We start from the raw sequence: 26,495 nt of genomic DNA, 5'->3' as shown, positions 1-26,495 counted from the left end.
TCAGAAGGCCTGCTGCCAGGTCAGCGAGACCACGCGGCCGCGGCCGGCGAAGTACGAGTCATCGTCGCCGACGGTCTGCGAGACGTAGTTGATGAACTGCCGGTTGGCCAGGTTCTGCACGCCCAGCGTCCAGTCGCCGGCGCTGCCGCTGTGCCATTTCAGGTAGGCGTCGGCGGTGCTGTAGCCGTCGAAGCGCGCGCTGCGCCGGCCCAGCGTGGCGAAGTCGCGGCTGTAGGCGTGGCTCAACTGCAGGTAGCTCGACAGCGCGTCGTTCCAGCGCTGCGTCCACGACAGGTTGAGCCGGTTCGGCGCGATGTTGGCGCCGTCGAGGTCGGAGTCGACCTGGCCGTCGCCGTTGCGGTCCGAGCGGCCGCGGTTGATCGCGAAGGACGCGTCGAGGCGGGTGCCGTCGAACGGCTGCCAGTTCGCGCGTGCCTCCCAGCCGCTGATCGCAGTGCGCTGGCGCATCACGTTGTAGACTTGGTTCGGCGCGTCGAACACCAATACCGAGCCGAGCCGTGAGCGCGAGACGTAGTAGCTCACCCGCGCGCCCGCGCGGTCGCCGGCGTACTCGGCGCCGGCTTCGCGGTTGTCCGAGACCACCGGCTTCAAGTCGAGGAAATCGGCCACGTTCTGGCCCGGCTGGTTGATCGCGCGCAGCACGCGGCCCACGTCGGGCAGGGTGTAGCCCTCGGCGTAGCTGGCGAACAGGTTGAGCCGGCCGGTGAGGTACCAGACCGCGCCGACGTTCGGCAGCGTCTTGCTGAAACTGGTGGAGCCGCCCTGCACGGTGACGCCGTTGTAGGCTGCCAGCGTGCGGAAGGTGGGCACCTCCAGCGTGCCGTGCTCGTGGCGCAGGCCGCCGGACAGCGACAGCGACTCGAGCGGCCAGTATTCGGCCTGCAGGAACGGCGCCCAGCCGGTGTAGGTGCTGTCCGGCACCCAGTGGCGGCCGGTGTGGGTCAGCTCCTGGAAGGTGGTGTCGCGATAGCCGTCGGCGCCGGCCAGCAGGGTGAGCTTGTCGTCGAGCAGGCCGCGCCTGGCCCATGACAGCCGGGCGCCGTCCTTGGTCGACACGTTCTGCGACTGGTCGAAAACGTTCAGACCGTAGGCCGGGTCCTGGAAGGTGGCGAAACGTCCGCCGCCGAACAGTTCGCGGTTCTTCTGGTGATAGAGCTGCGCGCGCAGCTCGCCGCCGGCCAGCGCCGGGTCGCGGTAGTCGAGGCTGCTGGTCAGCACGCGGTTGCGCGGCGCGTCGCCGGGCTGCTTGCCGCGGATCGAGGTGGTCGGCAGGTTGCTTGCCATGTCGCCCGGTACGGCGGTGTAGTCGCCGTTGCCTTGCAGGTCGAAACGGTTGACCGTCAGCTGCAGCCGGCGCGCGCCGGCGAAGTCGTAGCCGAGCTTGGCGAAGCCGTCCGTGCTCACCGAATCCATCAGGTCGCCCTGGGTGCCGTCGACGCCGATCAGCCGTCCCTTCGCATCGGAGTACATGCCGCGCTTGCGCCACGACGCACCGGCGACCAGGTCGAACGCGCCGCTGCGCCAGCCCAGCAGGTACGCCGCGCCGTAGCCCAGGCCGTTCGCGCCGCGGGTCGGCGCGCTGGTGTTGACGGTGACTTCCTGGCGCACGCCATCCTGCTTCGGTGCCTGTTTGGTGATGATGTTGATGATGCCGCCGGCGGCGCCCAGGCCCTGCATCGCGTTGGAACCCTCGACGATCTCGATGCGCTCGATCATCGCCGGGTCGATCGTGTAGGCATCGCGCGAACCGTTGCGCAGCGGGCTCGATTGCGGCACGCCGTCGATCATGTACAGCGGGTTGCGTCCGCGCAGGGTCTGCCCGCGCGAGCTGAGCTTCTGCGTCGAGGGGGCAAACGAGGGCAGCAGGTTGCCGATGGCGTCGGAGAGATCCGGCGTGATCGCCAGCTGCTGGCGCAGGTCCTCGCGGGTGATCACCGTGATCGTGGTCGGCAGCGCGCCCTGGCTCTGCGGCATGCGCAGCGTGCTTTCGGAGACCTCGATGCGCCGGAGTTGGACCGCATCCTTCTGGTCGGCGGCATGGGCGACGCCGGCGAGCGCGAGGGCAAGAGCGAACGGACGAACGGCGAATGACATGGAGGCCTCCGGTTGGGGAGGTGCATGCTAAATGAAAATGATTCGCAATAACAAATGCCGCTACACCTGCCGCGCCCGGTTCAGTGCGTCGGCACGGCCCGCTGCGCGGCGGCCGAGTCGTGCCGGTGCTTGAACAGCGGCACGAACAGCAGCGCCATCACCAGTGCGTAGCCGGCGAAGGCCAGCCAGATGCCGTGCCAGTCCTTGCAGATCAGCACCGCGTCGTTGCACGCGTGGTTGGTGAAGAAGTGGTCGATCACGAAGCCGGCGATCAGGCTGCCGAGCACGGCGCCCACGCCGTTGGTCATCAGCATGAACAGGCCCTGCGCGCTGGCGCGGATCTTCGGGTCGGCCTGGCTCTCGACGAACAGCGAGCCGGAAATGTTGAAGAAGTCGAACGCCATGCCGTAGACGATGCACGAGAGCACGATCATCCACAGTCCACCGGCCGGATCGCCGAACGCGAACAGGCCGAAGCGCAGCACCCAGGCCAGCATGCTCATCGTCATCACCGCCTTGATGCCGAAGCGCTTCAGGAAGAACGGGATGGTGAGGATGAACGCGGTTTCGGAGAACTGCGAGATCGAGATGATGATGGTGGAGTACTTCACCGCCAGCAGGTTGGCGTATTCGGGCACCTTGACGAAGTCGCTGAGGAAGGCGTCGCCGTAGGCGTTGGTGAGCTGCAACGCCGCGCCGAGCAGCATCGCGAAGAGGAAGAACACCGCCATGTTGCGGTTCTTGAACAGCACAAATGAGGTGAGGCCGAGCCGGTCGACCAGGCTGCGACCCTGGGCGGCGCCCAGCTTGGGCGGGCACTTGGGCAGGGTGAAGGCATACAGGCCCAGCAGCAGCGAGGCGGTCGCGGCCACGTGGAACTGCGCGGGCGAGGCCTTGAAGCCGAGCAGGCTGGTGGTCCAGGTGGCGGCGATGAAGCCGATGGTGCCCCACACGCGGATCGGCGGATAGGTGTTCACCACGTCCAGGCCGTCCTGCTTGAGCGCGTTGTAGGCCACCGTGATCGCCAGCGAGATGGTCGGCATGTAGAAGCACATGTTCAGCAGCATCACCCAGAACATCTGCTCCGGGTCGCGCACGTGCGGGATCGCGAACAGCACCATCGCGCCGGCGATCTGCAGCATGCCGTACAGGCGCTCGGCGTTGATCCATTTGTCCGCCACGATGCCGACCAGTGAAGGCATGAACAGCGAGGCGATGCCCATGGTCGAGAAGATCGCGCCGAAGCTGGTGCCCGACCAGTGCTGGGTCTGGAACCACCAGGTGCCGATGGTCAGCAGCCAGGCGCCCCAGATGTAGTACTGGAAGAAATTGAGTACGGTAAGGCGGAGCTTGAGGCTCATGGACGAGGGTTCCCCTGCAAGGCCGGGGTCGGCCCCGTGGCCACGATGTCGTAGCGGGGCAGGTTAGACGACGCCGGCGCCAAGCGGCAAGGTGCGATGCGACAGGTTCAATCCGCGGCGGCAAGCGCGGAGGCCACCCGTTCGCGCAGTACCGGCAGCAGCTCGGCCTCGAACCACGGGTTGTGCAGCACCCAGGGCCGGTTGCGCGGGCTGGGGTGCGGCAGCGGCAGCACGCCACGGGCCAGGTGTGTGCGCCAGTCGCGCACCGTGTCGGTGAGCGTCGCCGCGCGTGCGCTGCCCAGCAGCCCCGCCTGCGCATACTGGCCGATGGCCAGGGTCAGACGCACGCGGGGCATCAGCGGAAACAGCTGCGGGTGCCAGATCGCCGCACATGCGGGGCGTGGCGGCAGGTCGCCGCTGCGACCCTTGCCGGGGTAGCAAAAATCCATCGGCACGATCGCCACGCGCGCGGCGTCGTAGAACGTGTCGCGACCGATCTGCAGCCAGTCCCGCAGCCGCTCGCCGCTGACGTCGTTGAACGGGATGCCGGTCTGCTCGACCTTGCGTCCCGGCGCCTGGCTGACGATCAGCAGTCGCGCCGTCGCCGACGCCTGCAGCACCGGACGCAGCCCCGGCGGGTTCTGCTGCGAGCAGGTGCGACAGCTGCGGATGTCGGCCAGCAGCTCGTCCATCCGGCGCGACAGTTGCGGCAGTTCCGTCGGCGATGGCTCGCGACGAGTGCGATGGGCGTCGTTCAAGGCAGCAACTTCCCCGGGTTCAGGATGCCGTCCGGGTCGAACGCGGCCTTGATGCCGCGCATCAAGCCCAGCGTCGCGCCCGACAGCGCCAGCGGCATGAACTCGCGTTTCACCGCGCCGATGCCGTGCTCGCCGGAGAGCGTGCCGTCCAGCGCGAGCACCCGTTCGAACAGCTCGGGCAGCGCGGCGTACGTGCGCTCGATCTCGTCCACGTCGCGCGGCAGGAAGTTCACGTGCAGGTTGCCGTTGCCGGCGTGGCCGAAGCTCACGATCGGCACGGCGTGCTTTTCCGACAGCGCGCGCACGCTGTCCACCAGCGCGGGCAGGCGCGAGACCGGCACCACCACGTCCTCGTTGATCTTGTGCTGGGTCACCGCGCGCTGGGCGAACGACAGGGCCTTGCGCGCGGCCCACAGCGCGCGGGTCTGCGCTTCGTCGCGCGCCACCTCCAGCTGCACCAGGCCGTCCACGCGGGCGGCGGCCTCGACCGCGGCGCAGGCCGCCTCCAGCGCATCGGGCGCGCCGTCCAGTTCGATCAGCAGCAGCGCCGCGGCCTCGGGCACGCCGGCCTCGGGCTGGTGTTCGCGCGCCAGCTTCAGCGCCAGCGCGTCCATGAACTCCAGCGCGCAGGGCGTGGCCGGCTGCGCCATGATGCGCGCCACCGCCTGCGCGGCGCTGGCGGCGTCGCGGTAGCTGGCGCGCAGGCTGCGCAGCGCCGCCGGCTTCGGCGTGAGTTTCAAGGTGGCCTCGGTAATCACCGCCAGCGTGCCTTCCGAGCCGATCAGCAGGCGGGTGAGGTCGTAGCCGATCGCGCTCTTGCTGGTCTGCGTGCCGCAGCGGAAGCTTTCGCCGGTGCCGGCCACGCCGGCCAGGCCCAGCACGTTGTCGCGGGTGGCGCCGTATTTCACCGCGTGCGGCCCGGCGGCATTGCAGGCGAGGTTGCCGCCCACCGTGCACCACGGCGCCGAGCCCGGGTCGGGCGCCCAGAAGAAGCCGTGCGGCGCCAGCGCCTGCTGCAAGGCCTCGTTGGTCGCGCCCGGCTCCACCACGGCGAGGCGGTCGTCCGGGGCGATGCGCAGGATGCGGTTCATGCGCATGAAGTTCGCCACCACGCCGCCCGCCAGCGGCACCGAGGCGCCGGTGGAGCTGGTACCGCCGCCGCGCGCGGTAAGCGGCACCTTGTGTTCTCGGCAGGCGCGCACCAGTGCCTCGACCTGCGCGTGAGTGGTGGGAAATACCACCGCGTCGGGCAGGTGTTCATGGCGGGAATTGTCGCGGGCGGCGGCGCGCCGTTGGTCGGCGGCCGTGGCGAGTGCATCGTCGGGGAAGATCTCGCGCAGGTAGGTGAGCAGTGCGTCAGGCAGCGGCATCTGCAAAGCGTAATCCACTCTGGGGGAGAATTTGCTGCGCCAGATCAGCCGGGCCGGAATCGGTCAGGCCAGATCAGCCGGCTTCGAATGCGCCGCGCAGCCATTCGCGCCGGATGGCATCGGATGGGCCGTCGTAGCTGACCACGTCGAAGCGGCAGCTGCGCCGCGCGTGTTGCGGGTGCGCGGCGAGCCAGTGTTGCGCGGCGAGGATCAGTTTCGCCTGCTTGGCCGCGGTGACCGAGGTGGCGGCGTCGCCGTGGCTGGCGCTCTTGCGGTAGCGCACTTCGACGAACACCACGGCGTCGCCATCGCGCATCACCAGATCCAGCTCGCCATGACGGGTGCTGTAGTTGCGCGCGAGCAGCGTGAGACCGGCGCGCAGCAGTTCGGTGCAGGCGCGCTGCTCGAAATCGTCGCCGGCGGCGCGCATCAGTCCGCCGCGGGCTGGAAGGTTCCGCTCGACGGCGAGCTCGACGGCGCCGGCTCGACGCTGGCGGGCGGCGCGTTCGAGGGTGCGTCGTCCAGCTGCAGGCTGCCGCCCAGCGGGCGCGCCAGGCCGTTCTGGAACTGCGCCCAGATCAGCACGCGGCGTACCCGGCCGAACTGGTCGGCGGCAAGCTGACCGCTGGCGCCGGGCACGTAGCTACCCGGGTGCGCGCGTAGCCACTCCAGGTAGGGCACCAGGTTCCATGCGTCCATGCCGAATGCGAACAGCCGCGCCGCGCCACCGCGGGCCGCCGGCAGGCGTGCGGCGATGCCGTCGCGGTTCGGCAGACCCGGCTGGGCGTCGAACAGCCACGGCGCGTCGCAGAATTCCACGCCGTCGAGGTCACGGTTCGCGGCGACGTCGTCGCTGCCCGCGTAGACGTGCGAGGTGGCGATCACCGGCAGGTTCACCTGCGCGATGCGCAATTGCGGCAGCAACAGGCGCGCCTGTTCCGGACGCATGCTGATGAAGATGCCGGCGTCGCTCACCGCGCCGCTGAGAGCGGCTGCTGCCGCGGTGCCGGCGGTCGCCGGTTCGACCGCCGCCGCTGGCGGCGCGTTGGTGCCGGTGGGAAGCTTCAGTCCGGCGATGAGGTCGGCGTAACTGGTGACGCCCGGCGGCAGGGTGACGGTGCCGGCGAGCTCGCCGCCGCGCGCCGCCAGCTCGGCCTTGAACGCGCCGGCGGCACGTTGCGCGAAATCGTCGGTGGAGACCATGGCATAGACCCGGCGCAGGCCGCGTTCGACCATGTGGTCGGCGGCCTGAGCGCCTTCGGTTTCCGGCAGCAGGCCGAATTCGCTGGCATCGCCGGCGGGCAGCTGCTTGTCGTCGGGGTGGTTCAGCGCCAGCAACGGCACCGGCAGTCGCGCCTGGCTGAACACCCCGGCGACTTCACCGCGGGTCAGCGGGCCGACCACCAGCCGCGCGCCGTCGCTGACCGCCTGCTGGTAGGCCTTGACCGCACCGTCGGCGGTGCCCTGGCTGTCGTAGACGCGCACCGAGGGACGTGGCGCGTGGTTGCGCCCGGCGTCGAGATAGGCCGCGAAGAAGCCTTCGCGGATCGCGGTGCTCGCCGCGGCGTAATTGCCGTCGCTGGGCAGCAGCAGGGCGACCTGGCTGGGTGCCTTGTAGCCCTCGCGCACGTTCGCGCCGGCGCCGGGCAGCAGGGTGCCGACCGGCTGCTGCAGGTCCGGCGGCGGCTGGGCCACGGCGACGCCGAGCTGGTTCAGCGCCTCGTTCACCCACGGCAGCATGCGGTCGCCGCGCTGCATCGCGGCGGCGCGCTGCTTGAGCGACTCGACGCCGACCTGGCCCAGCAGGTCGAGGATCTGCTGGCGGTTCTGGGTGTGGTCGTAGCCGCTCAATTGGCCGTCCATCTGCACGCGGGTGCGTGCGGCGCCCCAACGGTCGCCGCTGGCGGCCATCGCGCGGGCACGCCACTCCAGCAGGCGCAGCTGCAGCGCCTGCGGCACGGCGACGTTTGGCTGGGTGGTGAGCCGCAGCGCGGTGGCGGCGTCGTGGCGGTCGAGCGCGAGCTCGGCCTGCAGCAGGTCGAAGCGCAGCGGCTCATCGCCGCTCAGGCGCTGGCGCTTGATCTCGGCCAGCACCGGGGCGACGCGTTCGAGCCGGCCTTCCTCGCGCCATGCCTCGGCGGCCAGCAATCGGTAGCTGTCGGCGTGGCCGCGCGACTGCGCGGCGAGCGCCAGCCAGGCCTGCGCGGCCTGGTCGAACTGGCCCTGCCGGGACAGCGCCTCGGCGCTTTGCGCGGCGGCAAGTTCGGCCGGCGAGCGCGGCGTGTTCGCCGGCACGCAGGCGGCCAGCACCAGTGAAAACAGCAGTGCGATCGCGGCGACGCGCGAGAGGCGCATGAAGCGCATGGGAAATCCCTTGTTCGTCAGGGTCGTCAATGCGCGATCATAGCGGATCGACTTGCCGGCTTACGGCGCAGGAGTTTGCAGATGTCAGCACCATTAGGCTGCTTGTGGGTGGTCGCCACGCCGATCGGCCACCGCGACGACCTGTCCGCACGGGCGATCGAGGCCCTGCGCGCGGTGGCGGTGATCGCCGCCGAGGACACCCGCCACAGCCGGCCGCTGCTGCTGCATCACAACATCGACACGCCGCTGATCGCGCTGCACGAACACAACGAGCGCGACGCGGTGGAGGCGATCGTGCGCCGGATGCAGGGCGGCGAAGCGGTGGCGCTGATCTCCGACGCGGGCACGCCGCTGATCAGCGACCCGGGCTTCCGGCTGGTGCGCGCCGCGCGCGCGGCCGGCATCCGCTGCATCCCGGTGCCGGGCGCCTGCGCGGCGATCGCTGCGCTGTCGGTGGCCGGCCTGCCCAGCGACCGTTTCGTGTTCGAGGGTTTCCTGCCGCCGAAGGCAGCGGCACGGCGCAGCCGGCTGCAGGAGCTGGCGGGCGACGCGCGCACGCTCATCTTCTATGAGTCGTCGCACCGCGTCGCCGAAAGCCTGGCCGACATGCGCGACGTGTTCGGCGCCGAGCGCGAGGCGGTGCTGGCGCGCGAGCTGACCAAGCTGTTCGAGACCGTGCTGGGCGAGCCGCTGGGGTTGCTGGCGGCACGGGTCACCGCCGATCCCGACCAGCAGCGCGGCGAATGCGTGATCCTGGTCGCCGGCCGCGGCGAGGAGGCCGACGCGAAGCTCGCCGAGGGGCGGCGTGTGTTCGCGATCCTGCGCGAAGAACTGCCGCCGGCGAAGGCGGCGAAGCTGGCGGCGGCGATCAGCGGCGCGCCGCGCAGGGCGTTATATGAATCGTGAGGCTGGTTCCGGCGCGCTTTTCCGAATCCCGACTCCCCAATCCCGACTCCCGGCCATTACAATGGCTCCCGGAGTCGGCCGGACAGTCGCGTCGCGCGCAAGCGCATCGAGGAAAGTCCGGGCTCCATAGGGCAGAGTGCCAGGTAACTCCTGGGCAGCGTGAGCTGACGGCCAGTGCAACAGAGAGCAGACCGCCGATGGCCCGCAAGGGCACAGGCAAGGGTGAAAGGGTGCGGTAAGAGCGCACCGCGTACGGGGCCAACGCCGTACGGCACGGTAAACCCCACTCGGAGCAAGACCAAATAGGGGAACGATAACGCGGCCCGCGTTGTTCCCGGGTAGGTTGCTGGAGCCAGGCGGCGACGCCTGGCCGAGAGGAATGACTGTCGCGCCGCAAGGCGTACAGAACCCGGCTTACAGGCCGACTCCACCTCTTCATGCGTTCCTCACCGCTGCGGCCCGTCGCCGCGGCGGTGAGGGGCGTCCGTGTGTGTGAATGGCGATTCATCCCCGAGCGGCGTCACGGTGCCGATCCGGCCGGATTTCATCCGGTCTGGGCTCGCGGTGGTGCATTTGGATTTTTAAAAAATTCCCTGCTATCAAACACCTTGCAGGCGTTCCTGAGAATATGCTGCATGTACGGTCAGCATTCTGCCTTTACTCCTTGATTCACAAGCGAAATTGCCTTGACAGTCTCATAGGGCGAGATTATCGTGGGCTCCAGTGTGAAATCGTGGGTTTTAGTGGAGTCTGCTGACCGTGTTCCAGGGCGAAACCGCCATCACCATCGACGACAAGGGTCGCCTGACCATCCCCACCGCCTATCGGGAGCAGGTGGCGGGCGAGTGCGCGAACCGTCTGGTGCTCACCTACAACCCGTTCGAATCCGGCTGCCTGTGGCTGTTCCCGTACGCGGCGTGGGAGTTGGTGCGCGACCAGGTCAATGCGCTGTCCAAGGTGGTCAAGGCGCATCGCGACATGCAGATGAAGCTGGTCGGCGCAGCCGCCGTGGTCGAGCCCGATTCGGCGTCGCGGGTGTTGCTGCCGGCCAGCCAGCGTGCCACCACCGGCATCGAGAAGAAGGCGGTGCTGCTGGGCATGGGCGACAAGTTCGAGCTGTGGAGCGAGCAGGAGCACCTGAAGAAGATCCGCCAGACCATCGGCGAAGGCGAGATCACACAGGCAATGGCGGAATTGCGCCTGTAAGGCGCGATCGGCATGTGGGCGGGACGGGAACGGGAGTGCGGCATGGCCGAGCAGCAGTTGCGGCACATCCCGGTGATGCTGGGTGAAGCAGTGGAGGGACTCGCCGTGCATGCGGGCGGGCGCTATCTCGATGGAACCTTCGGTCGCGGCGGTCACGCCCGCGCGGTGCTGTCGCGCCTGGGTCCCGACGGCCGGCTGCTGCTGATGGACCGCGATCCCGCTGCGATTGCCGCCGCGCAGGCCGAATTCGCGGGCGATCCGCGCGTGGCGATTCGCCACGCGAATTTCTCCAGCCTGGCCGAGTGGGACGAGACCGCGGCCGGCCTCGACGGCGTGTTGCTCGACCTCGGCGTGTCCTCGCCGCAGCTGGACGAGGCCGCGCGCGGCTTCAGTTTCATGGCCGATGCGCCGCTGGACATGCGCATGGATCCCAGTCAGGGCGAGAGCGCGGCGGAGTTCCTGGCCCACGCCAGCGAGCGCGAGATCGCCGACGTGCTGTGGCACTTCGGCGAGGAGCGCCACAGCCGGCGCATCGCCCGCGCCATCGTGGCCGACCGCGAGGCCACCCCGTTCACCCGCACCGGCCAGCTGGCCGCGCTGATCGAGCGCGTGGTCGGGCGGCGCGAGCCGGGCAAGCATCCGGCCACGCGCAGCTTCCAGGCGCTGCGCATCCGCGTGAACGGCGAACTGGATGCCCTGCAGCAGGGCTTGAATGCCGCACTGGAACGACTCAAGCCCGGCGGCCGGCTGGCGGTGATCAGCTTCCACTCGCTGGAAGACCGCGCGGTGAAGCTGTTCATCCGCGATCACTCCGGCCGCGTGCAGAACAGCCGCCGCGGGCCGCCGGTGCCGGCCGCGCCGGCGCAACTGGCGGCGGTCGGCAAGGCGCAGTTTCCGTCCGACGCCGAGCAGGCGGCGAACCCGCGCTCGCGTTCGGCGGTGCTGCGCGTGGCGGAGAAACTTGCGGCGGAGGGCCGCGCATGAAGGTACTCGGCGCCCTGTGCCTGCTGATGCTGCTGGTCGCGGTGCTGGCCAGCGCGCTCGGCGTGGTGTGGACGCGCCACGAGAGCCGCGTGCTGTTCGTCAGCCTGACCGCGCTGCAGAACCAGCGCGACGAGCTGAACATCGAATACGGCAAACTCGAACTGGAGCAGGCCACCTACGCCGAACCGCGGCGCATCGACGACGAGGCCCGGCAGAAGCTGGGCATGGTCGATCCGCGCCCGCAAGACATCCGGCTGCTGCGATGAGTTGGCGCAACCTCAACACTCCCGCACAGACCGCCAGCCGCCGTCGCGGCGCCGGCCCCAGCGCGCGCCGACGCATGGTGGTGGTGGTCGGCCTGCTCGGCCTGGTCTCGGCCGGCCTGGTCGCACGTGCGTTCGACCTGCAGGTGGTGCGCAAACAGTTCTACCAGCGCCAGGGCGATGCGCGCTTCCTGCGCGAGATGCCGATTCCGGTGTCGCGCGGCACCATCTTCGACCGCAACGGCGAGCCGCTGGCGGTGTCGACGCCGATGATGTCGATCTGGGCGAACCCGGCCGAGGTGCTCGACAGCGACGAGCGCATCCCCGCGCTGGCGCAGGCACTGGGCGTGGACGCGGACGGCCTGAAGGCGCAGCTGGCGCAGCGCTCGGACCGCGAGTTCGTCTACCTGCGCCGGCAGATGGCGCCGGCCGCGGCGCAGGCCGTGCTGGACCTGGGCATTCCCGGCATCAACGGCCAGCGCGAGTTCAAGCGCTACTACCCGTCCGGCGAAGTGACCGCGCACGTGCTCGGCTTCACCAACATCGACGACCGCGGCCAGGAAGGCCTGGAACTGGCCTACGACGACTGGCTGGCCGGCAAGCCCGGCGCCAAGCGCGTCATCCGCGACCGCATGGGCCACGTGGTCGAGGACATCGAGCAGGTGCGCGCGCCCAAGCCGGGGCAGAACCTCACGCTCAGCATCGACCGCCGCATCCAGTTCCTCGCCTACAGCGAACTGAAAAACGCGCTGGAGAAATCGCAGGCCGATTCCGGCTCGATCGTGGTGCTCGACGTGAAGACCGGCGAAGTGCTGGCGATGGCCAACCTGCCCACCTACAACCCGAACGCGCTCGGCGGCAGCAAGCCGGGCCAGCGGCGCAACCGGGCGATGACCGACGTGCTCGAGCCGGGCTCCACCGTCAAGCCGATCCTGATGGCGGCGGCGCTGTCCAGCGGCAAGTACACGCCGACCAGCCCGATCATCGACACCACCGGCGGGCACTGGTATTTCCAGGGCCACGACATCCACGACACGCACAACTACGGGCTGCTCACGCCGACCGGGGTGATCACCAAGTCCAGCAACGTGGGCGCGGCGCGCATCGCCATGACGCTAGACACCACGCTGATGTACGACACCTACCGCGCGTTCGGCTTCGGCAACAGCACCGAGAGCGGCTTCCCTGGCGAGGCCGCCGGTTCGTTGCGCATCGGCCGCAGCTGGCGTCCGCTGGAGAAGGCCATCCTCGGCTACGGCTACGGCCTCAACGTGACCGTGCTGCAGCTGGTCAACGCCTACGCCACCATCGCCGACGGCGGCGTGATGCACAGCCCGAGCTTCATCAAGGGCGGCGACGCCACCGCCAAGCAGATCATTTCGCCGGAAGTGGCGGGCCAGCTGCTGCGCATGATGGAGACGGTGACCGGGCCGGGCAGCACCGGCACGCTGGCGCGCATCGCCAACTACAGCGTGGCCGGCAAGACCGGCACCGCGCACAAGGCCAGCGTCGGCGGCTACGCCAAGAGCAACTACACCTCGGCGTTCGCCGGCATCGTGCCGGCGTCGAACCCGCGCCTGGCCGCGGTGGTGGTGATCGACAACCCGCAGAAGGGCAGCTACTACGGTGGCACGGTGTCCGGGCCGGTGTTCTCCAGGGTGATGGAAGGTGCGTTGCGCCTGCTCGACGTGCCGCCGGACAACATCGGTCGCTGGTATGTCGGCGGCCCGCTGCAGAACGTCGACGGCCTGGTGGGCAGCAAGCCGCCGGTCGATGCGCCGATCGACGACGCCCCGGTCGACGAGGACACGCCATGAGCACCGGCCACCTCGACCAGTTGCTGCTGGGCATCGCCGATGCGCCGATCGCCGCCGCGCCGGATGCCGGCCGCATCGTGGTGTCCGGCCTGAGCCTCGATTCGCGCCGGGTGCGCCGCGGCGACGCGTTCTTCGCCCTGCGCGGCAGCCAGGCGCACGGCATCAGCTTCGCCGCCGGCGCCGAGCAGCGCGGCGCGCGGGTGGTGCTGGCCGAGGCACCCGCACCCGCCAAGGTCGAGCCGCTGGAGGTTCCCGTGCTGTGGATCGACGACCTGCATGGCCAGGTCAGCGAGATCGCCGCACGTTTCTACGAGCGCCCCAGCGAGTCGATGCGGATGGTCGGCGTCACCGGCACCAACGGCAAGACCTCGTGCGTGCAGCTCCTGGCACAGGCGCTGACCCTGCTCGGCCATCGCGCAGCCTCGATCGGCACGCTCGGCGCCGGTGTGCACGGCCAACTGCACGAAGGCGAGCGCACCACCCCCGACGCGGTGACGGTGCAGGAGTTGCTGGCGGAGTTCCGCGCTGCGCAGGTCAGCCACGTCGCGATGGAGGTGTCCTCGCACGCGCTGGAGCAGGGCCGCGTGGCGGCGGTGGATTACGAGGTGGCCGCGTTCACCAACCTCACCCGCGACCACCTGGACTACCACGGCAGCATGGAAGCCTACGGTGCGGCGAAAGCGAAGCTGTTCGCCTGGCCGGGCCTGCGCAGCGCAGTGATCAACATCGACGATACGTTCGGTCGCGAGCTGGCGACGCAGCTGCTGGCCGGCGTGCAGCGCCTGCGCTTCAGCATGGCCGACGACGGCGAGGCGGAGATCGCCGCCAGCGCGATCGTCACCTCGGCCGAAGGGCTGGCGTTCCAGCTGCGCACGCCGTGGGGCACGCGGGCCGTGCGCAGCCATCTGATCGGCCGCTTCAACGTGGCCAACCTGCTCGCCGTGGTGGGCTGCCTCGGCGCGCTGGGCGAGCCGTTCGCGCGCATTGTCGAGGCGCTCGAGCAGCTGCAGCCGGTGAACGGGCGGATGAGCCGGCTCGGCGGCGTGCATGGCCAGCCGCTGGTGGTGGTCGACTACGCACACACGCCGGATGCGCTGGAACAGGCGCTAGCTGCGGTGCGCGCGCATTGCGCCGGCAAGCTGATCTGCGTGTTCGGCTGCGGCGGCGAGCGCGACGCCGGCAAGCGCCCGCTGATGGGCGCGATCGCGGCGCGGCTGGCCGACGTGGCGATCGTCACCGACGACAACCCGCGCGGCGAGGATGGCGACGCGATCGTGGCGCAGATCGTGGCCGGCATGGCCGCCGCGCGCGCGATGACGGTGGAGCGCGACCGTGCGCTGGCGATCGCCGACGCGCTGCAGCTGGCGCACGCCGGCGACGTCGTGCTGATCGCCGGCAAGGGTCACGAAACCTACCAGGACGGCGCCACCGGCAAGCGCCCGTTCGACGATCTGGCGGTGGCGCGTGCCGTGCTGGAACGGATCGGCGGGGAGGCACGCCCATGATGCAGCTCGCCGCCATTGCGCTGTGGACCCACGGCCGCCTGCTCGGCGCCGACGTCGAGGTGACCGGCGTCGCCATCGACACGCGCAGGCTCGAGCCCGGCGACTTGTTCGTGGCGATCAAGGGCGAGCGGGCTGATGGCCACGATTACCTGGCCGAAGCCGCCACGCGCGGCGCGGTCGCCGCGCTGGTCACGCGCAAGGTCGACAGCGCGCTGCCGCAGGTACTGGTGGGCAGCACCGAACTGGCCCTCGGCGACCTGGCCAGCGCGGTGCGCGCGCAGCGCAACGTGCGCGTGGTCGGCATCACCGGCTCCAACGGCAAGACCACGGTGAAGACGCTGGTCGCCTCGATCCTGTCGCGGCACGGTCGCACCCACGTCAGCGAGGGCAACTTCAACAACGAGCTGGGCCTGCCGCTGAGCCTGCTGGCGATGCCGCCGGACACCGAATACGCGGTGTTCGAGATGGGTGCCGGCAAACCGGGCGACATCGCCTACCTGGCTGCCATCGCGCGGCCCGATATCGGCCTCGTCACGCTCATCGCGCCGGCGCATCTTGCGCGCATGGGCAGCATCGAAGGCGTGGCCGAGACCAAGGGCGCGCTGTACCAGGCGTTGCCGGCCGACGGCGTGGCGATCATCAATGCCGACGACGCGTTCGCCAGCTTCTTCACCGGCCTGGCCGGCGCGCGCAAGGTGCTGCGCTTCGGCCTGGAGCAACCGGCCGACATCGGCGCCGGCATCGTCGAGCAACGCGTGGACGGCTCGCGTTTCGTGCTGCATACGCCGCAAGGCGACGCCGGGGTGGCGCTGCCACTGCCTGGCCGCCACAACATCGCCAACGCTCTGGCGGCGACGGCGGTAGCGCTGGCGCTTGAGGTGCCGCTGGCCACCATCGTGGCCGGGCTGGAGCAGGTGCCCAGCGTGGCCGGCCGCCTGCGCCGCGAGACGATGGCCGGCGGCTGGACCCTGATCGACGACAGCTACAACGCGAACCCCGGCTCGATGGCGGCAGCGATCGACACCCTGCTGCTGGCCGCCGGCGAACGCTGGCTGGTGCTGGGCGACATGGCCGAGCTGGGCGCGGATGCGCGCGCATTGCATGCCGGCATCGGCACGCGTGCGCGCGAGCGCGGGGTCGAGCGGCTGTTCGCGGTGGGCCCGTTCGGCACGGCCACGGTCGAGGCGTTCGGCGCCGGCGGCACGCATTTCGACGACAAGGCCGCGTTGATCGCTGCGCTGCGGACGCAGCTGCACGCGGGCGTCACCTGCCTGGTGAAGGGTTCGCGCTCGGCCGGCATGGAGCAGGTGGTGGCGGCGCTAGGCGGTCATCCGGGCACGGCCGGCAAGAACGAAGGGGGTGCGTCCGATGCTGCTTGAACTGACCGACTGGATGGCACGGCACTTCACCGCGCTGCATCTGTTCCAGTACATCACCTTCCGTACGATCATGGCCGCGCTCACCGCGCTGGCGCTGTCGCTGCTGTGCGGGCCGTGGCTGATCAACCGGCTGGCCGCGCTGAAGGCCGGCCAGGTGGTGCGCAGCGACGGCCCGCAGACGCACCTGGTCAAGGCCGGCACGCCGACCATGGGTGGCGTGATGATCCTGCTCTCGGTCACCGTCGCCACCCTGCTGTGGGCCGACCTGCACAACCGCTACGTGTGGGTGGTGCTGGCGGTGCTGCTGAGCTTCGGCGCGATCGGCTTCTACGACGACTACCGCAAGCTGGTGCTGAAGGACAGCCGCGGCCTGGCCAGCCGCTGGAAATACTTCTGGCAGTCGGTGTTCGGCCTCGGCGCGGCGCTGTTCCTCTACCACACCGCTCAGCTGCCCGCGGAGACCGCGCTGTACGTGCCGCTGTTCAAGCACGTGGTGTTGCCGCTGGGGCTGTTCTTCGTGGTGATCACCTATTTCATGATCGTGGGCTTCTCCAACGCGGTGAACCTCACCGACGGGCTGGACGGGCTGGCAATCATGCCCACCGTGCTGGTCTCCGGCGCGCTCGGCGTGTTCGCCTATCTGGCCGGCAACAAGGTGTTTTCCGAATACCTGGGCATCCCCTCGATTCCCGGCGCGGGCGAGCTGGCGATCTTCACCGGCGCGCTGGCCGGCGCGGGGCTCGGCTTCCTGTGGTTCAACACCTATCCGGCGCAGGTGTTCATGGGCGACGTCGGCGCGCTGGCGATGGGCGCGGCGCTGGGTTGCGTGGCGGTGATCGTGCGCCAGGAGGTCGTGCTGCTGGTGATGGGCGGCGTGTTCGTGATGGAAACCGCCTCGGTGATGATCCAGGTGGCGAGCTTCAAGCTCACCGGCAAGCGCGTGTTCCGCATGGCGCCGATCCACCACCACTTCGAATTGAAGGGCTGGCCCGAACCTCGCGTGATCGTGCGCTTCTGGATCATCTCCGTGGTGCTGGTGCTGATCGGCCTTGCCACGTTGAAGGTGCGCTGATGCCGATCTTCGACGCTACCAGCCAGGCCAAACGCCGCAGCGGACCGCGCGGCAGCTTCGACCTGTGGCTGCTGGTCGCGCTGATCGGGCTGGCCAGCGTGGGCGTGGTGATGGTGACGTCCAGCTCGATCGCGGTGGCGGACAGCCAGCACCTCGGCGCGTTCTATTTCCTGAAGAAGCACCTGCTGTTCCTCGGCCTGGGCCTGTTCGCGGCCGGCCTGGCCATGCGCACCGAGCTGAAGCTGCTGGAAAAATATGCGTTCCCGCTGCTGGCGCTGGCGTTCCTGATGCTGCTGGCGGTGTTCGTGCCGCACCTCGGCATGCGCATCAATGGCGCGCGGCGCTGGCTGAACCTGCTGGTCACCACGTTCCAGCCGGTCGAGGCGGTAAAACTCATTCTGGTGGTCTATGTCGCCAGTTACCTGGTGCGCCACCGCGAAAATGTGGAAACGAAATTCCTGGGCCTGTTCAAGCCGGTGCTGGTCGCCGGCATGATCGTGCTGCTGCTGCTGGCGCAGCCGGACTTCGGCTCGGCTACGCTGGTGATCGCGGTGACCATCGCGATGGTCTGGCTGGGTGGCGCGCGGCCGATCTTCCTGTTCCTGATGGGTCTGCCGCTGATGCCGCTGCTGTACGTGGCGGCGACCGGCGAGAGCTACCGCATGAAGCGGCTGACTTCGTTCATGGACCCGTGGAAGGATCCGTTCAACGACGGCTTCCAGCTGACCCAGTCGCTGATGGCGATCGGCCGCGGCGAATGGACCGGGGTGGGCCTGGGCTCCAGCGTGCTCAAGCTGTCCTACCTGCCGGAGGCGCATACCGACTTCATCTTTGCGGTGATCGGCGAGGAACTGGGCCTGGCCGGCGTGCTGCTGGTGATCGGCCTGTTCGGCCTGGCGGTGGGGCGCGGCCTGTACCTGGGCCTGAAGGGTGTCGAGGTGGGCCAGCGCTTTGCCGGCTACGTCGCGTTCGGCGTCTCGCTGATGCTGGCGATGCAGGCGTTCGTATCGGTTGGCGTGAACCTGGGCGCGCTGCCGACCAAGGGACTGACCCTGCCGCTGATCAGCTACGGCGGCTCGTCGATGGTACTGACCTGCGCCATGGCCGGCGTGCTGCTGCGCGCCACCTGGGAGATCAACCGCGCGCTGGACGCGCGGCAGATGGCCACGCGGATGCCGGCGGCGGTCGCCGCGGCCGATGCAAACGTCGCGGCGAAGCCGCGCGAGGCGGTGGCTGCATGAACACGCAAGCACCCGTGCTGATCATGGCCGGCGGCACCGGCGGCCACATCTTCCCTGGCCTGGCCGTGGCCGAGTGCCTGCGCGCGCAGGGCGTGCCGGTGGTGTGGCTGGGCGCAGTCGGCGGGATGGAGACGAAGGTGGTGCCGGCGCAGCGGATCGAACTGCACACGGTGGCGGTCGGCGGCTTGCGCGGCAAGGGCATCAGGACCCGGCTGCTGGCGCCGCTGATGCTGCTGCGCGCGCTGTTCGCCTCGCTGGCCGTGCTGCGCCAGGTGCAGCCGCGCAGCGTATTGTCGATGGGTGGTTACGTGGCCGGTCCCGGCGGCCTCGCCGCGTGGCTGTTGCGCCGGCCGCTGCTGGTGCACGAGCAGAATCGCGTGGCCGGGTTCACCAACCGCAAGCTGGCCGGACTGGCGAAACGCGTGCTGGCCGGTTTCGCCAACGCGTTGCCGCGGGCCGAGTGGGTCGGCAACCCGGTGCGCGAGGCGATCGCGGCGCTGCCGCCGCCCGCCCAGCGCATGGTCGGGCGCGACGGCAAGCCGCGTCTGCTGGTGCTGGGCGGCAGCCTCGGCGCCCGTGCGCTGAACCTGGCGCTGCCGCAGGCGCTGGCCCAACTGACCCCGGCCCAGCGTCCCGAGGTGCTGCACCAGTGCGGCAGCCGCGGTCTCGACGAAGCGCGTGAGGCGTATGCGAAAGCCGGCGTCGAGGCGCAGGTGGTGGCCTTCATCGACGACATGGCGGGCACTTACGGTTGGGCCGATCTGGCCGTCTGCCGCGCCGGCGCGCTGACCCTGGCCGAGCTGGCCGCGGCCGGGTTGGGTGCCGTGCTGGTGCCGTTCCCGCACGCGGTGGACGACCACCAGACGCGCAACGCCGAAGTACTGATGGCGGCCGGTGCCGCCGAACTGATGCAGGAGAACGAACTGGACGTACAGATACTGGCGCAGCGGCTGGCCTTGCTGCTGGGTGACCGCCACCGCCTGCTGGCGATGGCCGAAGCCGCGCGCACGCTGGCCAAACCCGACGCGGCGCAGGTCATCGCGCGCGCTTGCCTGGAGGTGGCCGCATGACGCCGCGTCGCCTGCACGCCCATGAGGACCCGATGAGCACGTTCCGCCGGGTGCACTTCATCGGCATCGGCGGCGTCGGCATGAGCGGCATCGCCGAGGTGCTGCACAACCTCGGCTACGCGGTGTCCGGTTCCGACCGCGCCAACTCGCCGACCGCGCAGCGGCTGCAGCAGCTGGGCATCGTCGTGCACGTCGGGCACGCGGTGGAAAACATCGGCGACGCCGACGTGGTGGTGACCTCCAGCGCGATCAAGCAGGACAACCCGGAGCTGGTCGCGGCCCGCGAAGCGCGCATCCCGGTGATCCCGCGTGCGGAGATGCTGGGCGAACTGATGCGTTTCCGCCGCGGCGTGGCGATCGCCGGTACCCACGGCAAGACCACCACCACCAGCCTCACCGCCAGCGTGCTGGCCGAGGCCGGCTACGACCCGACCTTCGTGATCGGCGGCCAGCTCAACGCGGCCGGCGCGAACGCCCGGCTGGGCAGCGGCCAGTACCTGGTCGCCGAGGCCGACGAATCCGATGGCTCGTTCCTGCTGCTGTCGCCGGTGATCGCCGCGGTCACCAACATCGACGCCGACCACCTGGAGAACTACCACGGCGATTTCGCCGAGGTGAAGAAGGCGTTTGCCGACTTCCTGCACCGGCTGCCGTTCTACGGTCTGGCCGTGTTGTGCGTGGACGATCCCGAAGTGGCCGTACTGGCGAAGTCCACCACGCGCCGCGTGATGACCTACGGCATCGACGCCGCCGACGCCGACGTGCGCGCGCGCAACGTGAGCCAGCACGGCTTCGAGATGCACTTCGAGCTGCTGCTGCCGGGTCGCGACGCGGCGCTGCCGGTGAAGCTCAACCTGCCGGGCCGGCACAACGTGCTGAACGCGCTGGCCGCGTCCGCGATCGGCTGGCAGCTGGGCGTGGAGGCGGAGGCGCTGGCGCGTGCGCTGGAGAACTTCCAGGGCGTCGGCCGGCGCTTTCACCGGCGCGGCGAGATCGCGCTGGACCAGGGCAGCGTGCTGCTGGTCGACGACTACGGCCACCATCCGCGCGAGCTGGCCGCGGTGTTCGCCGCCGCCCGCGGCGGCTGGCCCGGGCGCCGGCTGGTGGTCGGTTTCCAGCCGCACCGCTACAGCCGCACGCGCGACCTGCTGGACGACTTCGCCAATGTGCTGGCCGAGGTCGACGTGTTGGTGCTGACCGATGTCTACCCGGCCGGCGAGGCGCCGATCGCCGGCGCCGACGGCCGCGCGCTGGCGCGTGCGGTGCGCGCGCGCGGCAAGGTCGATCCGGTGCTGGTCGAGCATCCGCGCGAGCTCAAGGAAACCCTGCCGGCGCTGCTGCGCGACGGCGACCTGCTGCTGCTGCTCGGCGCCGGCGACATCGGCGCGGCAGCGGTGGAGCTGGCCCAGCTCGGCAATCTGAGGACGCACAAGTGAGCATGAAGGTGACCGTGGACAAAATCAGCGATCCAGCCCGGTTCGGTCGCGTCGCCGTGGTGATGGGCGGCAGCTCGGCCGAGCGTGAAGTCTCGCTGGATTCCGGCCGCAACGTGCTGGAAGCGCTCCAGGCGCGCGGCGTGGACGCGCATGCGGTCGACGGTATCCCGGCGCTGCTCGATGCGCTGCGCAGCGAACGCTTCGCGCGCGTGTTCAACATCCTGCACGGCCAGCACGGCGGCGGCGAGGACGGCGTGCTGCAGGGTGCGCTGGAGGCGTTGAACGTGCCGTACACCGGCTCGGGCGTGCTCGGCTCAGCGCTGTCGATGGACAAGCCGCGTTCGAAGCGGGTGTGGCAGTCGCTCGGCCTGCCGACGCCGAAGTTCGTGGCCTTGCCGCGTGGCGCCGACGTGCATGCGGCGGCGAAGCAGGTCGGCTTTCCGCTGATCGTGAAGCCGGCCTGCGAGGGTTCCAGCGTGGGCGTCACCCGCGTGTTCGAGGAAGCGCAGCTGGATCAGGCAGTAGAACTGGCGGCGCGGTATCCGGGCGACCTGCTGATGGAAACCCTGATCGAGGGCGACGAGCTGACCGTCGGCATCCTCGGCCGCGAGGTGCTGCCCAGCATCCACATCGTGCCGAAGGGTGCGTTCTACGACTACAACGCGAAGTACATCGCCGAGGACACGCTGTACCTGTGCCCCGGCCTGGAAGGCGATGCCGAGGCCGAGCTGCGCGCGCTGGCGCTGGCCGCGTTCGATGCACTGGGTTGCCAGGGTTGGGGCCGTGTCGACGTGATGCGCGACCGGCAGGGCCGCAACTGGCTGCTGGAAGTGAACACCGCGCCGGGCATGACCTCGCACTCGCTGGTGCCGAAGGCGGCCAAGGCGGCTGGCATCGACTACCAGGAACTGTGCTGGCGCGTACTGGAAACCAGTTTCCGGGAGGGCCTGTGAAGGGAACCGTCCGCCCCGTCGCCTGGTGCCTCGCCATCGCGCTGGTCGCGCTGCCGATCGTCGGCGTGCTGCGCGGCTGGTTTGCGGCCGGGCGCTGGCCGGTGACCCGGCTGACGGTGCAGGCCGAGTTCAAGCACGTCAGCGCGGACGACATCCGCGCCGCGGTGCGGCCGCGCCTGGGCAAGGGTTTCTTCGCGCTGGATCTGGATGCGGTGCAGAAGGCCGTCGCCGCGCTGCCGTGGGTGGAGTCGGTCGAGGCGCGCAAGCGCTGGCCGGACACCTTGCAGTTGCGCATCTACGAGCGCCAGCCGTTCGCCCGCTGGAACGACAAGCAGCTGATCAGCCGGCAGGGGCTGGTGTTCGAGGCGCCGGGCATGGATGGCGTCGGCGCGCTGCCGAGCCTGCATGGCCCGGATGCACGGCTGGCCGAGGTGGTCAGCTTCTATGCGGAAACCCGCAAGGCCTTAGCCGGCACCCACCTGCAGGTCACCGGCGTGGCACTGACCGAACGCGGCAGCTGGAGCGTGGGCATGGCCGACGGCGCGCAGATCGTGATCGGCGACCGCGAGTACGCCGGGCGCCGGCTGCGCCGCTTCCTCGACGTCTACCCGCAGCTGATCGCCGGCCACACCGACGGCTTCGCCTATGCCGATCTTCGCTACACCAATGGATTCGCCGTGCGCTGGCCGCCGACGGCCGCCGTCAACGCTGGAGGTTCGCCCCGCTCATGAAGCCGCGCAATGACAAGCAATTGGTAGTGGGGCTCGACATCGGCACCTCGAAGGTGGTGGCGATCGTCGGCGAGTACGAGCCGGGCGAACCGATCACCGTGATCGGCATCGGCACCCACGTCTCGCGCGGCATGAAGCGCGGCTCGGTGGTCGACATCGAGTCGACCGTGCACTCGATCCAGCGCGCGGTGGAGGAAGCCGAACTGATGGCCGGCTGCGACATCCGCTCGGTCTACGCCTCGATCTCCGGCAGCCACCTGGAAACCCGCAACTCGCACGGCAACGCGGCGATCCGCGACCGCGAAGTCACCGCCAGCGACCTCGAGCAGGTGCTGGAGGCGGCCAGCGCGGTGGCGATCCCGGCCGACCGCAAGGTGCTCTACAAGGAGTCGCAGGAATACCGCATCGACGGCCAGGACGGCATCCGTGCGCCGATCGGCATGAGCGGCGTGCGGCTGGAGGCGAACGTGCACCTGGTCACCGGCGCAGCGGCGGCGGTGCAGAACGTCACCAAGTGCATCCAGCGTTGCGGCCTCACCGTGGACGAGCTGGTGCCGTCGGCCGTCGCCAGCGCGAAGGCGGTGCTGACCGACGACGAGCGCGAGCTGGGCGTGTGCCTGGTCGACATCGGCGCCGGCACCACCGACATCGCGATCTACACCCAGGGCTCGATCCGCTACACCGCCTCGCTGCCGGTCGGCGGCGACCAGGTCACCAGCGACATCGCCTACGGCGTGCACACGCCGACCGCGCACGCGGAGGAGATCAAGATCAAGTACGCCTGCGCGCAGACCGGGCTGGCGCACGCCGAGGAAACCATCCAGGTGCCCAGCGTGGGCGATCGCCCGCCGCGCCGGCTGGCGCGGCAGTCGCTGGCGCAGAGCGTGCAGGCGCGCTACGAGGAAATCTTCGAGATGGTGCAGGACCAGCTGCGCCGCTCCGGCTACGAGAGCCTGGTCGCCGCCGGCGTGGTGCTGACCGGCGGCGCGTCGAAGATGGAAGGCGCGCTGGAGCTGGCCGAGGAGATCTTCCACAAGATGGTGCGCATCGGCGTGCCGCAGCAGATCGAGGGCCTCGGCGAAGTCGTCTCCAGCCCGCTGCACGCCACCGGCGTGGGCCTGCTGCTGCACGGTGCACGCGCCGGCGGCACCCGCGTGGGCGGTTCGGGCGGCGGCAGCGTCGGCGGTCTGGTCGGCAAGTTGCGCGGCTGGCTCACCAGGAACTTTTGAGCAACACGGATCCGGCGGCGCAGGAGGCGACGCCACGGGCGGAGGGATATCCACCCACCACCATGAACCGACAGGAGTCGCCCTTCATGGTTAAAACGACAACAACTCTACGGAGGACGGGAAATGTTTGAACTGATCGATAAACTCGCACCCAATGCAGTCATCAAGGTGATCGGCGTGGGCGGCGGCGGCGGCAATGCCGTGGCGCACATGCTGAATGCCAACATCGAAGGCGTGGAATTCGTCGTCGCCAACACCGATGCGCAGGCGATGAGCAGCTGCGGCTCGCGGACCCACCTGCAACTGGGTGGCAACGTGACCAAGGGCCTCGGCGCCGGCGCCAATCCCGAGGTCGGCCGGCAGGCCGCGCTGGAGGACCGTGAGCGCATCGAGGCGATGCTGGAAGGCGCCGACATGGTGTTCATCACCGCCGGCATGGGCGGCGGCACCGGCACCGGCGCGGCGCCGGTGGTGGCGCAGCTGGCCAAGGAAAAGGGCATCCTGACGGTCGCCGTCGTCACCAAGCCGTTCCCGTTCGAGGGCCGTCGGCGCATGCAGGTCGCGCTGAAGGGCATCGAGGACCTGTCGCAGCACGTCGACTCGCTGATCACCGTGCCGAACGAGAAGCTGCTCAGCGTGCTCGGTCGCGAGGTCACCCTGCTCAACGCGTTCAAGGCCGCCAACGACGTGCTGCAGGGCGCCGTGCAGGGCATCGCCGACCTGATCACCGCGCCCGGCCTGATCAACGTCGACTTTGCCGACGTGCGCACCGTGATGTCGGAGATGGGCCTGGCCATGATGGGCTCGGGTACCGCCCGCGGCGACGACCGTGCCCAGGCGGCGGCCGAGGCGGCGATCAAGAACCCGCTGCTGGAGGACGTCAACCTCAACGGCGCCTGCGGCATCCTGGTCAACGTCACCGCCGGTCCGAACCTGACCATGCGCGAGTTCGACGAGATCGGCCGTATCATCCACGACTTCGCCAGCGAAGACGCCACCGTGGTGATGGGTACCTCGCTCGACCCGGAGATGAAGGACGACGTGCGGGTCACCGTGGTCGCCACCGGCCTCAACCGGGCGATGGCCTCGCGCCAGCAGCCGCCGATCCGCATGGTCGAGACCCAGCAGGTGCAGATGCGGCCGCGCCCGGTGGTGCTGCGTACCGGTACCGGCAACGAGGTGGTCGACTACGCACAGCCGGACATCACGGTCAGCCACGGCCGTGCGGAACCCGCGGCGCCGGCGAAGAATGCCGAGCCGGGCTTCGATTACCTGGATATCCCGGCGTTCCTGCGCCGCCAGGCCGACTGATGGTCCACTGACTTTTGACAGCTTGCACAAGTTAAGGAGATGCGAAAGTATTGAACGAACGCCCGTTGGGTCAGTCACTACTCCCATCGTGCCGTGCCGCCGGCCATCGGCCGGGTCGCGTGCTGCGCGGGGGTGTCGAGACCAGCCATCGGGCAGGCCGTTCGCCGCTTTGCAGCAGCAAGACTGTGCGTCGGGATGGCGCACGGCCAGTCGACGCGGCTTGGCTCGCAGCGACCGGCCCGATACCCCGTGCCGGATTCCCGTCCCAGGCACGGGGTGTCGTGTCGAACCATCGCCTCATCGGGAAAGCCGCAACGGACGTGTCAGCTTTCAAGGATGAAAGAAACATGAAGGCTTAATCAGACTGTACGGTACGGTTTGCTTTTATCACAGGTTAAAACTGTGTTAGCATCCGCCCCTGATTGGCTGCTGCCTACACAGGTACCAACTACGATGATCAAGCAGCGTACGCTTAAGAACGTCATCCGGGCGACCGGCGTCGGTCTGCATACGGGTGACAAGGTGTACATGACCTTGCGCCCCGCGGCGCCGAATACGGGCATCGTGTTCCGCCGTACCGACCTGACCCCGCCGGTGGACATCCGCGCGCGCGAGGACAATGTCGGTGATACCCGGCTGTCGACCACGCTGGCCGATGGCGACGTGCGCGTCTCCACGGTCGAGCACCTGCTCTCGGCGATGGCGGGCTTGGGCATCGACAATGCCTACGTCGACCTGTCCGCGCCGGAAGTGCCGATCATGGACGGCAGCGCCGGTCCGTTCGTGTTCCTGCTGCAATCCGCCGGCATCGAGGAACAGAACGTCGCCAAGCGCTTCATCCGCATCAAGAAGCCGGTGAAGGTGCAGGAAGGCGACAAGTGGGCCAGCTTCGAACCGTTCGAAGGCTTCAAGGTCGGCTTCTCGATCGACTTCAACCACCCGATCATCAGCCAGCGCACCTCGCGTGCCGAGATCGACTTCTCCACCACGTCTTTCGTCAAGGAAGTGAGCCGGGCACGTACCTTCGGCTTCATGCGCGACATCGAGATGCTGCGCGAGCACAACCTGGCGCTGGGCGGCTCGATGGACAACGCGGTGGTGCTGGACGACTACCGCGTCTTGAATGAAGACGGCCTGCGCTACGAGGACGAGTTCGTCAAGCACAAGATCCTGGACGCGATCGGCGACCTGTACCTGCTCGGCCACAGCCTGATCGGCGCCTATCACGCGCACAAGTCCGGTCATGAGCTGAACAACAAGCTGCTGCGCACCCTGATGGCCGATGCCTCGGCCTGGGAAGAGGTCAGCTATCAGGACGATCCGGCCACCTCGCCGATCTCCTATGCCCACCCTGCGCAGGCCATCTGAGCCGGCTGCGGCCCGACTTCCGCTAGTTCCTCACAAGGAAAACGGCCCCGTCGCGA

The 26,495-nt window shown here is 69.4% G+C and carries 22 protein-coding genes and 1 other RNA gene; 17 read left to right on the top strand and 6 right to left on the bottom strand.

The annotated features are described in order from the left end of the window. The 6 genes from RHOOR87_RS0106230 to RHOOR87_RS0106205 form a co-directional block, all read right to left on the bottom strand. Positions 1-2,115, bottom strand: a complete 2,115-nt coding sequence (locus tag RHOOR87_RS0106230) for a TonB-dependent receptor (protein ID WP_027484532.1) — start codon at positions 2,113-2,115, stop codon at positions 1-3. 80 nt (positions 2,116-2,195) lie between these two features. Further along, on the bottom strand, positions 2,196-3,476 hold the full coding sequence (locus RHOOR87_RS0106225; protein WP_027484531.1) for a nucleoside permease: 1,281 nt from the start codon (positions 3,474-3,476) through the stop codon (positions 2,196-2,198). A gap of 107 nt (positions 3,477-3,583) precedes the next feature. Beyond that, positions 3,584-4,168 carry a uracil-DNA glycosylase family protein gene (locus RHOOR87_RS0106220; RefSeq protein WP_007509368.1) on the bottom strand — a complete coding sequence of 195 codons (585 nt, stop codon included), beginning with the start codon at positions 4,166-4,168 and terminating at the stop codon, positions 3,584-3,586. A gap of 62 nt (positions 4,169-4,230) precedes the next feature. After that, the gene (locus RHOOR87_RS0106215; protein ID WP_027484530.1) at positions 4,231-5,604 is read right to left on the bottom strand and encodes an FAD-linked oxidase C-terminal domain-containing protein; all 1,374 of its coding nucleotides are present in this window, start codon (positions 5,602-5,604) and stop codon (positions 4,231-4,233) included. A 73-nt stretch (positions 5,605-5,677) separates the two neighbouring features. Further along, the gene (locus RHOOR87_RS0106210; RefSeq protein ID WP_007509363.1) at positions 5,678-6,034 is read right to left on the bottom strand and encodes a YraN family protein; all 357 of its coding nucleotides are present in this window, start codon (positions 6,032-6,034) and stop codon (positions 5,678-5,680) included. After that, entirely contained in the window at positions 6,034-7,968 is a 1,935-nt protein-coding gene (locus tag RHOOR87_RS0106205) for a penicillin-binding protein activator (RefSeq protein ID WP_007509361.1), read from the bottom strand. Before RHOOR87_RS0106205 ends, RHOOR87_RS0106210 begins: the two co-directional genes overlap by 1 nt. Positions 7,969-8,049: 81 nt before the next feature. Here RHOOR87_RS0106205 and rsmI point away from each other — a divergent pair, with 81 nt between their 5' ends. The 17 genes from rsmI (at position 8,050) to lpxC (ending at position 26,439) form a co-directional block, all read left to right on the top strand. After that, complete coding sequence (gene rsmI / locus RHOOR87_RS0106200) at positions 8,050-8,874, top strand: 16S rRNA (cytidine(1402)-2'-O)-methyltransferase (RefSeq protein ID WP_027484529.1); 825 nt, start codon at positions 8,050-8,052, stop codon at positions 8,872-8,874. A 70-nt stretch (positions 8,875-8,944) separates the two neighbouring features. Continuing rightward, positions 8,945-9,307, top strand: an RNA gene (rnpB, locus tag RHOOR87_RS19585) — RNase P RNA component class A. Positions 9,308-9,633: 326 nt separating this feature from the next. After that, positions 9,634-10,080, top strand: coding sequence for a division/cell wall cluster transcriptional repressor MraZ (gene mraZ / locus RHOOR87_RS0106195; RefSeq protein WP_007509356.1), 447 nt, complete (start codon positions 9,634-9,636; stop codon positions 10,078-10,080). A 42-nt stretch (positions 10,081-10,122) separates the two neighbouring features. Continuing rightward, a complete protein-coding gene (rsmH, locus tag RHOOR87_RS0106190; protein ID WP_027484528.1) occupies positions 10,123-11,064 on the top strand; it encodes a 16S rRNA (cytosine(1402)-N(4))-methyltransferase RsmH in 942 nt (313 codons plus the stop codon). Beyond that, positions 11,061-11,330 (top strand): cell division protein FtsL, encoded by a 270-nt coding sequence (gene ftsL / locus RHOOR87_RS0106185; RefSeq protein ID WP_007509352.1) that lies wholly within the window; start codon positions 11,061-11,063, stop codon positions 11,328-11,330. Before rsmH ends, ftsL begins: the two co-directional genes overlap by 4 nt. After that, positions 11,327-13,144 carry a penicillin-binding transpeptidase domain-containing protein gene (locus tag RHOOR87_RS0106180; RefSeq protein ID WP_007509350.1) on the top strand — a complete coding sequence of 606 codons (1,818 nt, stop codon included), beginning with the start codon at positions 11,327-11,329 and terminating at the stop codon, positions 13,142-13,144. Before ftsL ends, RHOOR87_RS0106180 begins: the two co-directional genes overlap by 4 nt. Continuing rightward, positions 13,141-14,649, top strand: coding sequence for a UDP-N-acetylmuramoyl-L-alanyl-D-glutamate--2,6-diaminopimelate ligase (locus tag RHOOR87_RS0106175; protein WP_007509348.1), 1,509 nt, complete (start codon positions 13,141-13,143; stop codon positions 14,647-14,649). The genes RHOOR87_RS0106180 and RHOOR87_RS0106175 overlap by 4 nt, the downstream gene beginning before the upstream one ends. Then, entirely contained in the window at positions 14,646-16,028 is a 1,383-nt protein-coding gene (murF, locus tag RHOOR87_RS0106170; protein WP_027484527.1) for a UDP-N-acetylmuramoyl-tripeptide--D-alanyl-D-alanine ligase, read from the top strand. Before RHOOR87_RS0106175 ends, murF begins: the two co-directional genes overlap by 4 nt. Further along, positions 16,018-17,100 (top strand): phospho-N-acetylmuramoyl-pentapeptide-transferase, encoded by a 1,083-nt coding sequence (mraY, locus tag RHOOR87_RS0106165; protein WP_015448706.1) that lies wholly within the window; start codon positions 16,018-16,020, stop codon positions 17,098-17,100. The genes murF and mraY overlap by 11 nt, the downstream gene beginning before the upstream one ends. Beyond that, positions 17,100-18,341, top strand: coding sequence for a putative lipid II flippase FtsW (gene ftsW, locus RHOOR87_RS0106160; protein ID WP_027484526.1), 1,242 nt, complete (start codon positions 17,100-17,102; stop codon positions 18,339-18,341). The genes mraY and ftsW overlap by 1 nt, the downstream gene beginning before the upstream one ends. Beyond that, the gene (gene murG / locus RHOOR87_RS0106155; protein WP_027484525.1) at positions 18,338-19,411 is read left to right on the top strand and encodes an undecaprenyldiphospho-muramoylpentapeptide beta-N-acetylglucosaminyltransferase; all 1,074 of its coding nucleotides are present in this window, start codon (positions 18,338-18,340) and stop codon (positions 19,409-19,411) included. Before ftsW ends, murG begins: the two co-directional genes overlap by 4 nt. Beyond that, entirely contained in the window at positions 19,408-20,847 is a 1,440-nt protein-coding gene (murC, locus tag RHOOR87_RS0106150; RefSeq protein ID WP_027484524.1) for a UDP-N-acetylmuramate--L-alanine ligase, read from the top strand. The genes murG and murC overlap by 4 nt, the downstream gene beginning before the upstream one ends. Before the next feature lie 2 nt (positions 20,848-20,849). Beyond that, the gene (locus RHOOR87_RS0106145; protein ID WP_196806972.1) at positions 20,850-21,800 is read left to right on the top strand and encodes a D-alanine--D-alanine ligase; all 951 of its coding nucleotides are present in this window, start codon (positions 20,850-20,852) and stop codon (positions 21,798-21,800) included. Then, complete coding sequence (locus RHOOR87_RS0106140; RefSeq protein WP_027484522.1) at positions 21,797-22,531, top strand: cell division protein FtsQ/DivIB; 735 nt, start codon at positions 21,797-21,799, stop codon at positions 22,529-22,531. Before RHOOR87_RS0106145 ends, RHOOR87_RS0106140 begins: the two co-directional genes overlap by 4 nt. Then, on the top strand, positions 22,528-23,760 hold the full coding sequence (gene ftsA, locus RHOOR87_RS0106135) for a cell division protein FtsA (RefSeq protein ID WP_027484521.1): 1,233 nt from the start codon (positions 22,528-22,530) through the stop codon (positions 23,758-23,760). Before RHOOR87_RS0106140 ends, ftsA begins: the two co-directional genes overlap by 4 nt. Before the next feature lie 123 nt (positions 23,761-23,883). Then, on the top strand, positions 23,884-25,071 hold the full coding sequence (ftsZ, locus tag RHOOR87_RS0106130; protein ID WP_027484520.1) for a cell division protein FtsZ: 1,188 nt from the start codon (positions 23,884-23,886) through the stop codon (positions 25,069-25,071). 453 nt (positions 25,072-25,524) lie between these two features. Then, complete coding sequence (gene lpxC, locus RHOOR87_RS0106125; protein ID WP_007509325.1) at positions 25,525-26,439, top strand: UDP-3-O-acyl-N-acetylglucosamine deacetylase; 915 nt, start codon at positions 25,525-25,527, stop codon at positions 26,437-26,439. Positions 26,440-26,495: the final 56 nt, after the last annotated feature.

This window comes from Rhodanobacter sp. OR87 (assembly GCF_000473345.1).
Classification (GTDB): domain Bacteria; phylum Pseudomonadota; class Gammaproteobacteria; order Xanthomonadales; family Rhodanobacteraceae; genus Rhodanobacter; species Rhodanobacter denitrificans.
This window is presented reverse-complemented; position numbering and strand designations above follow the sequence as displayed.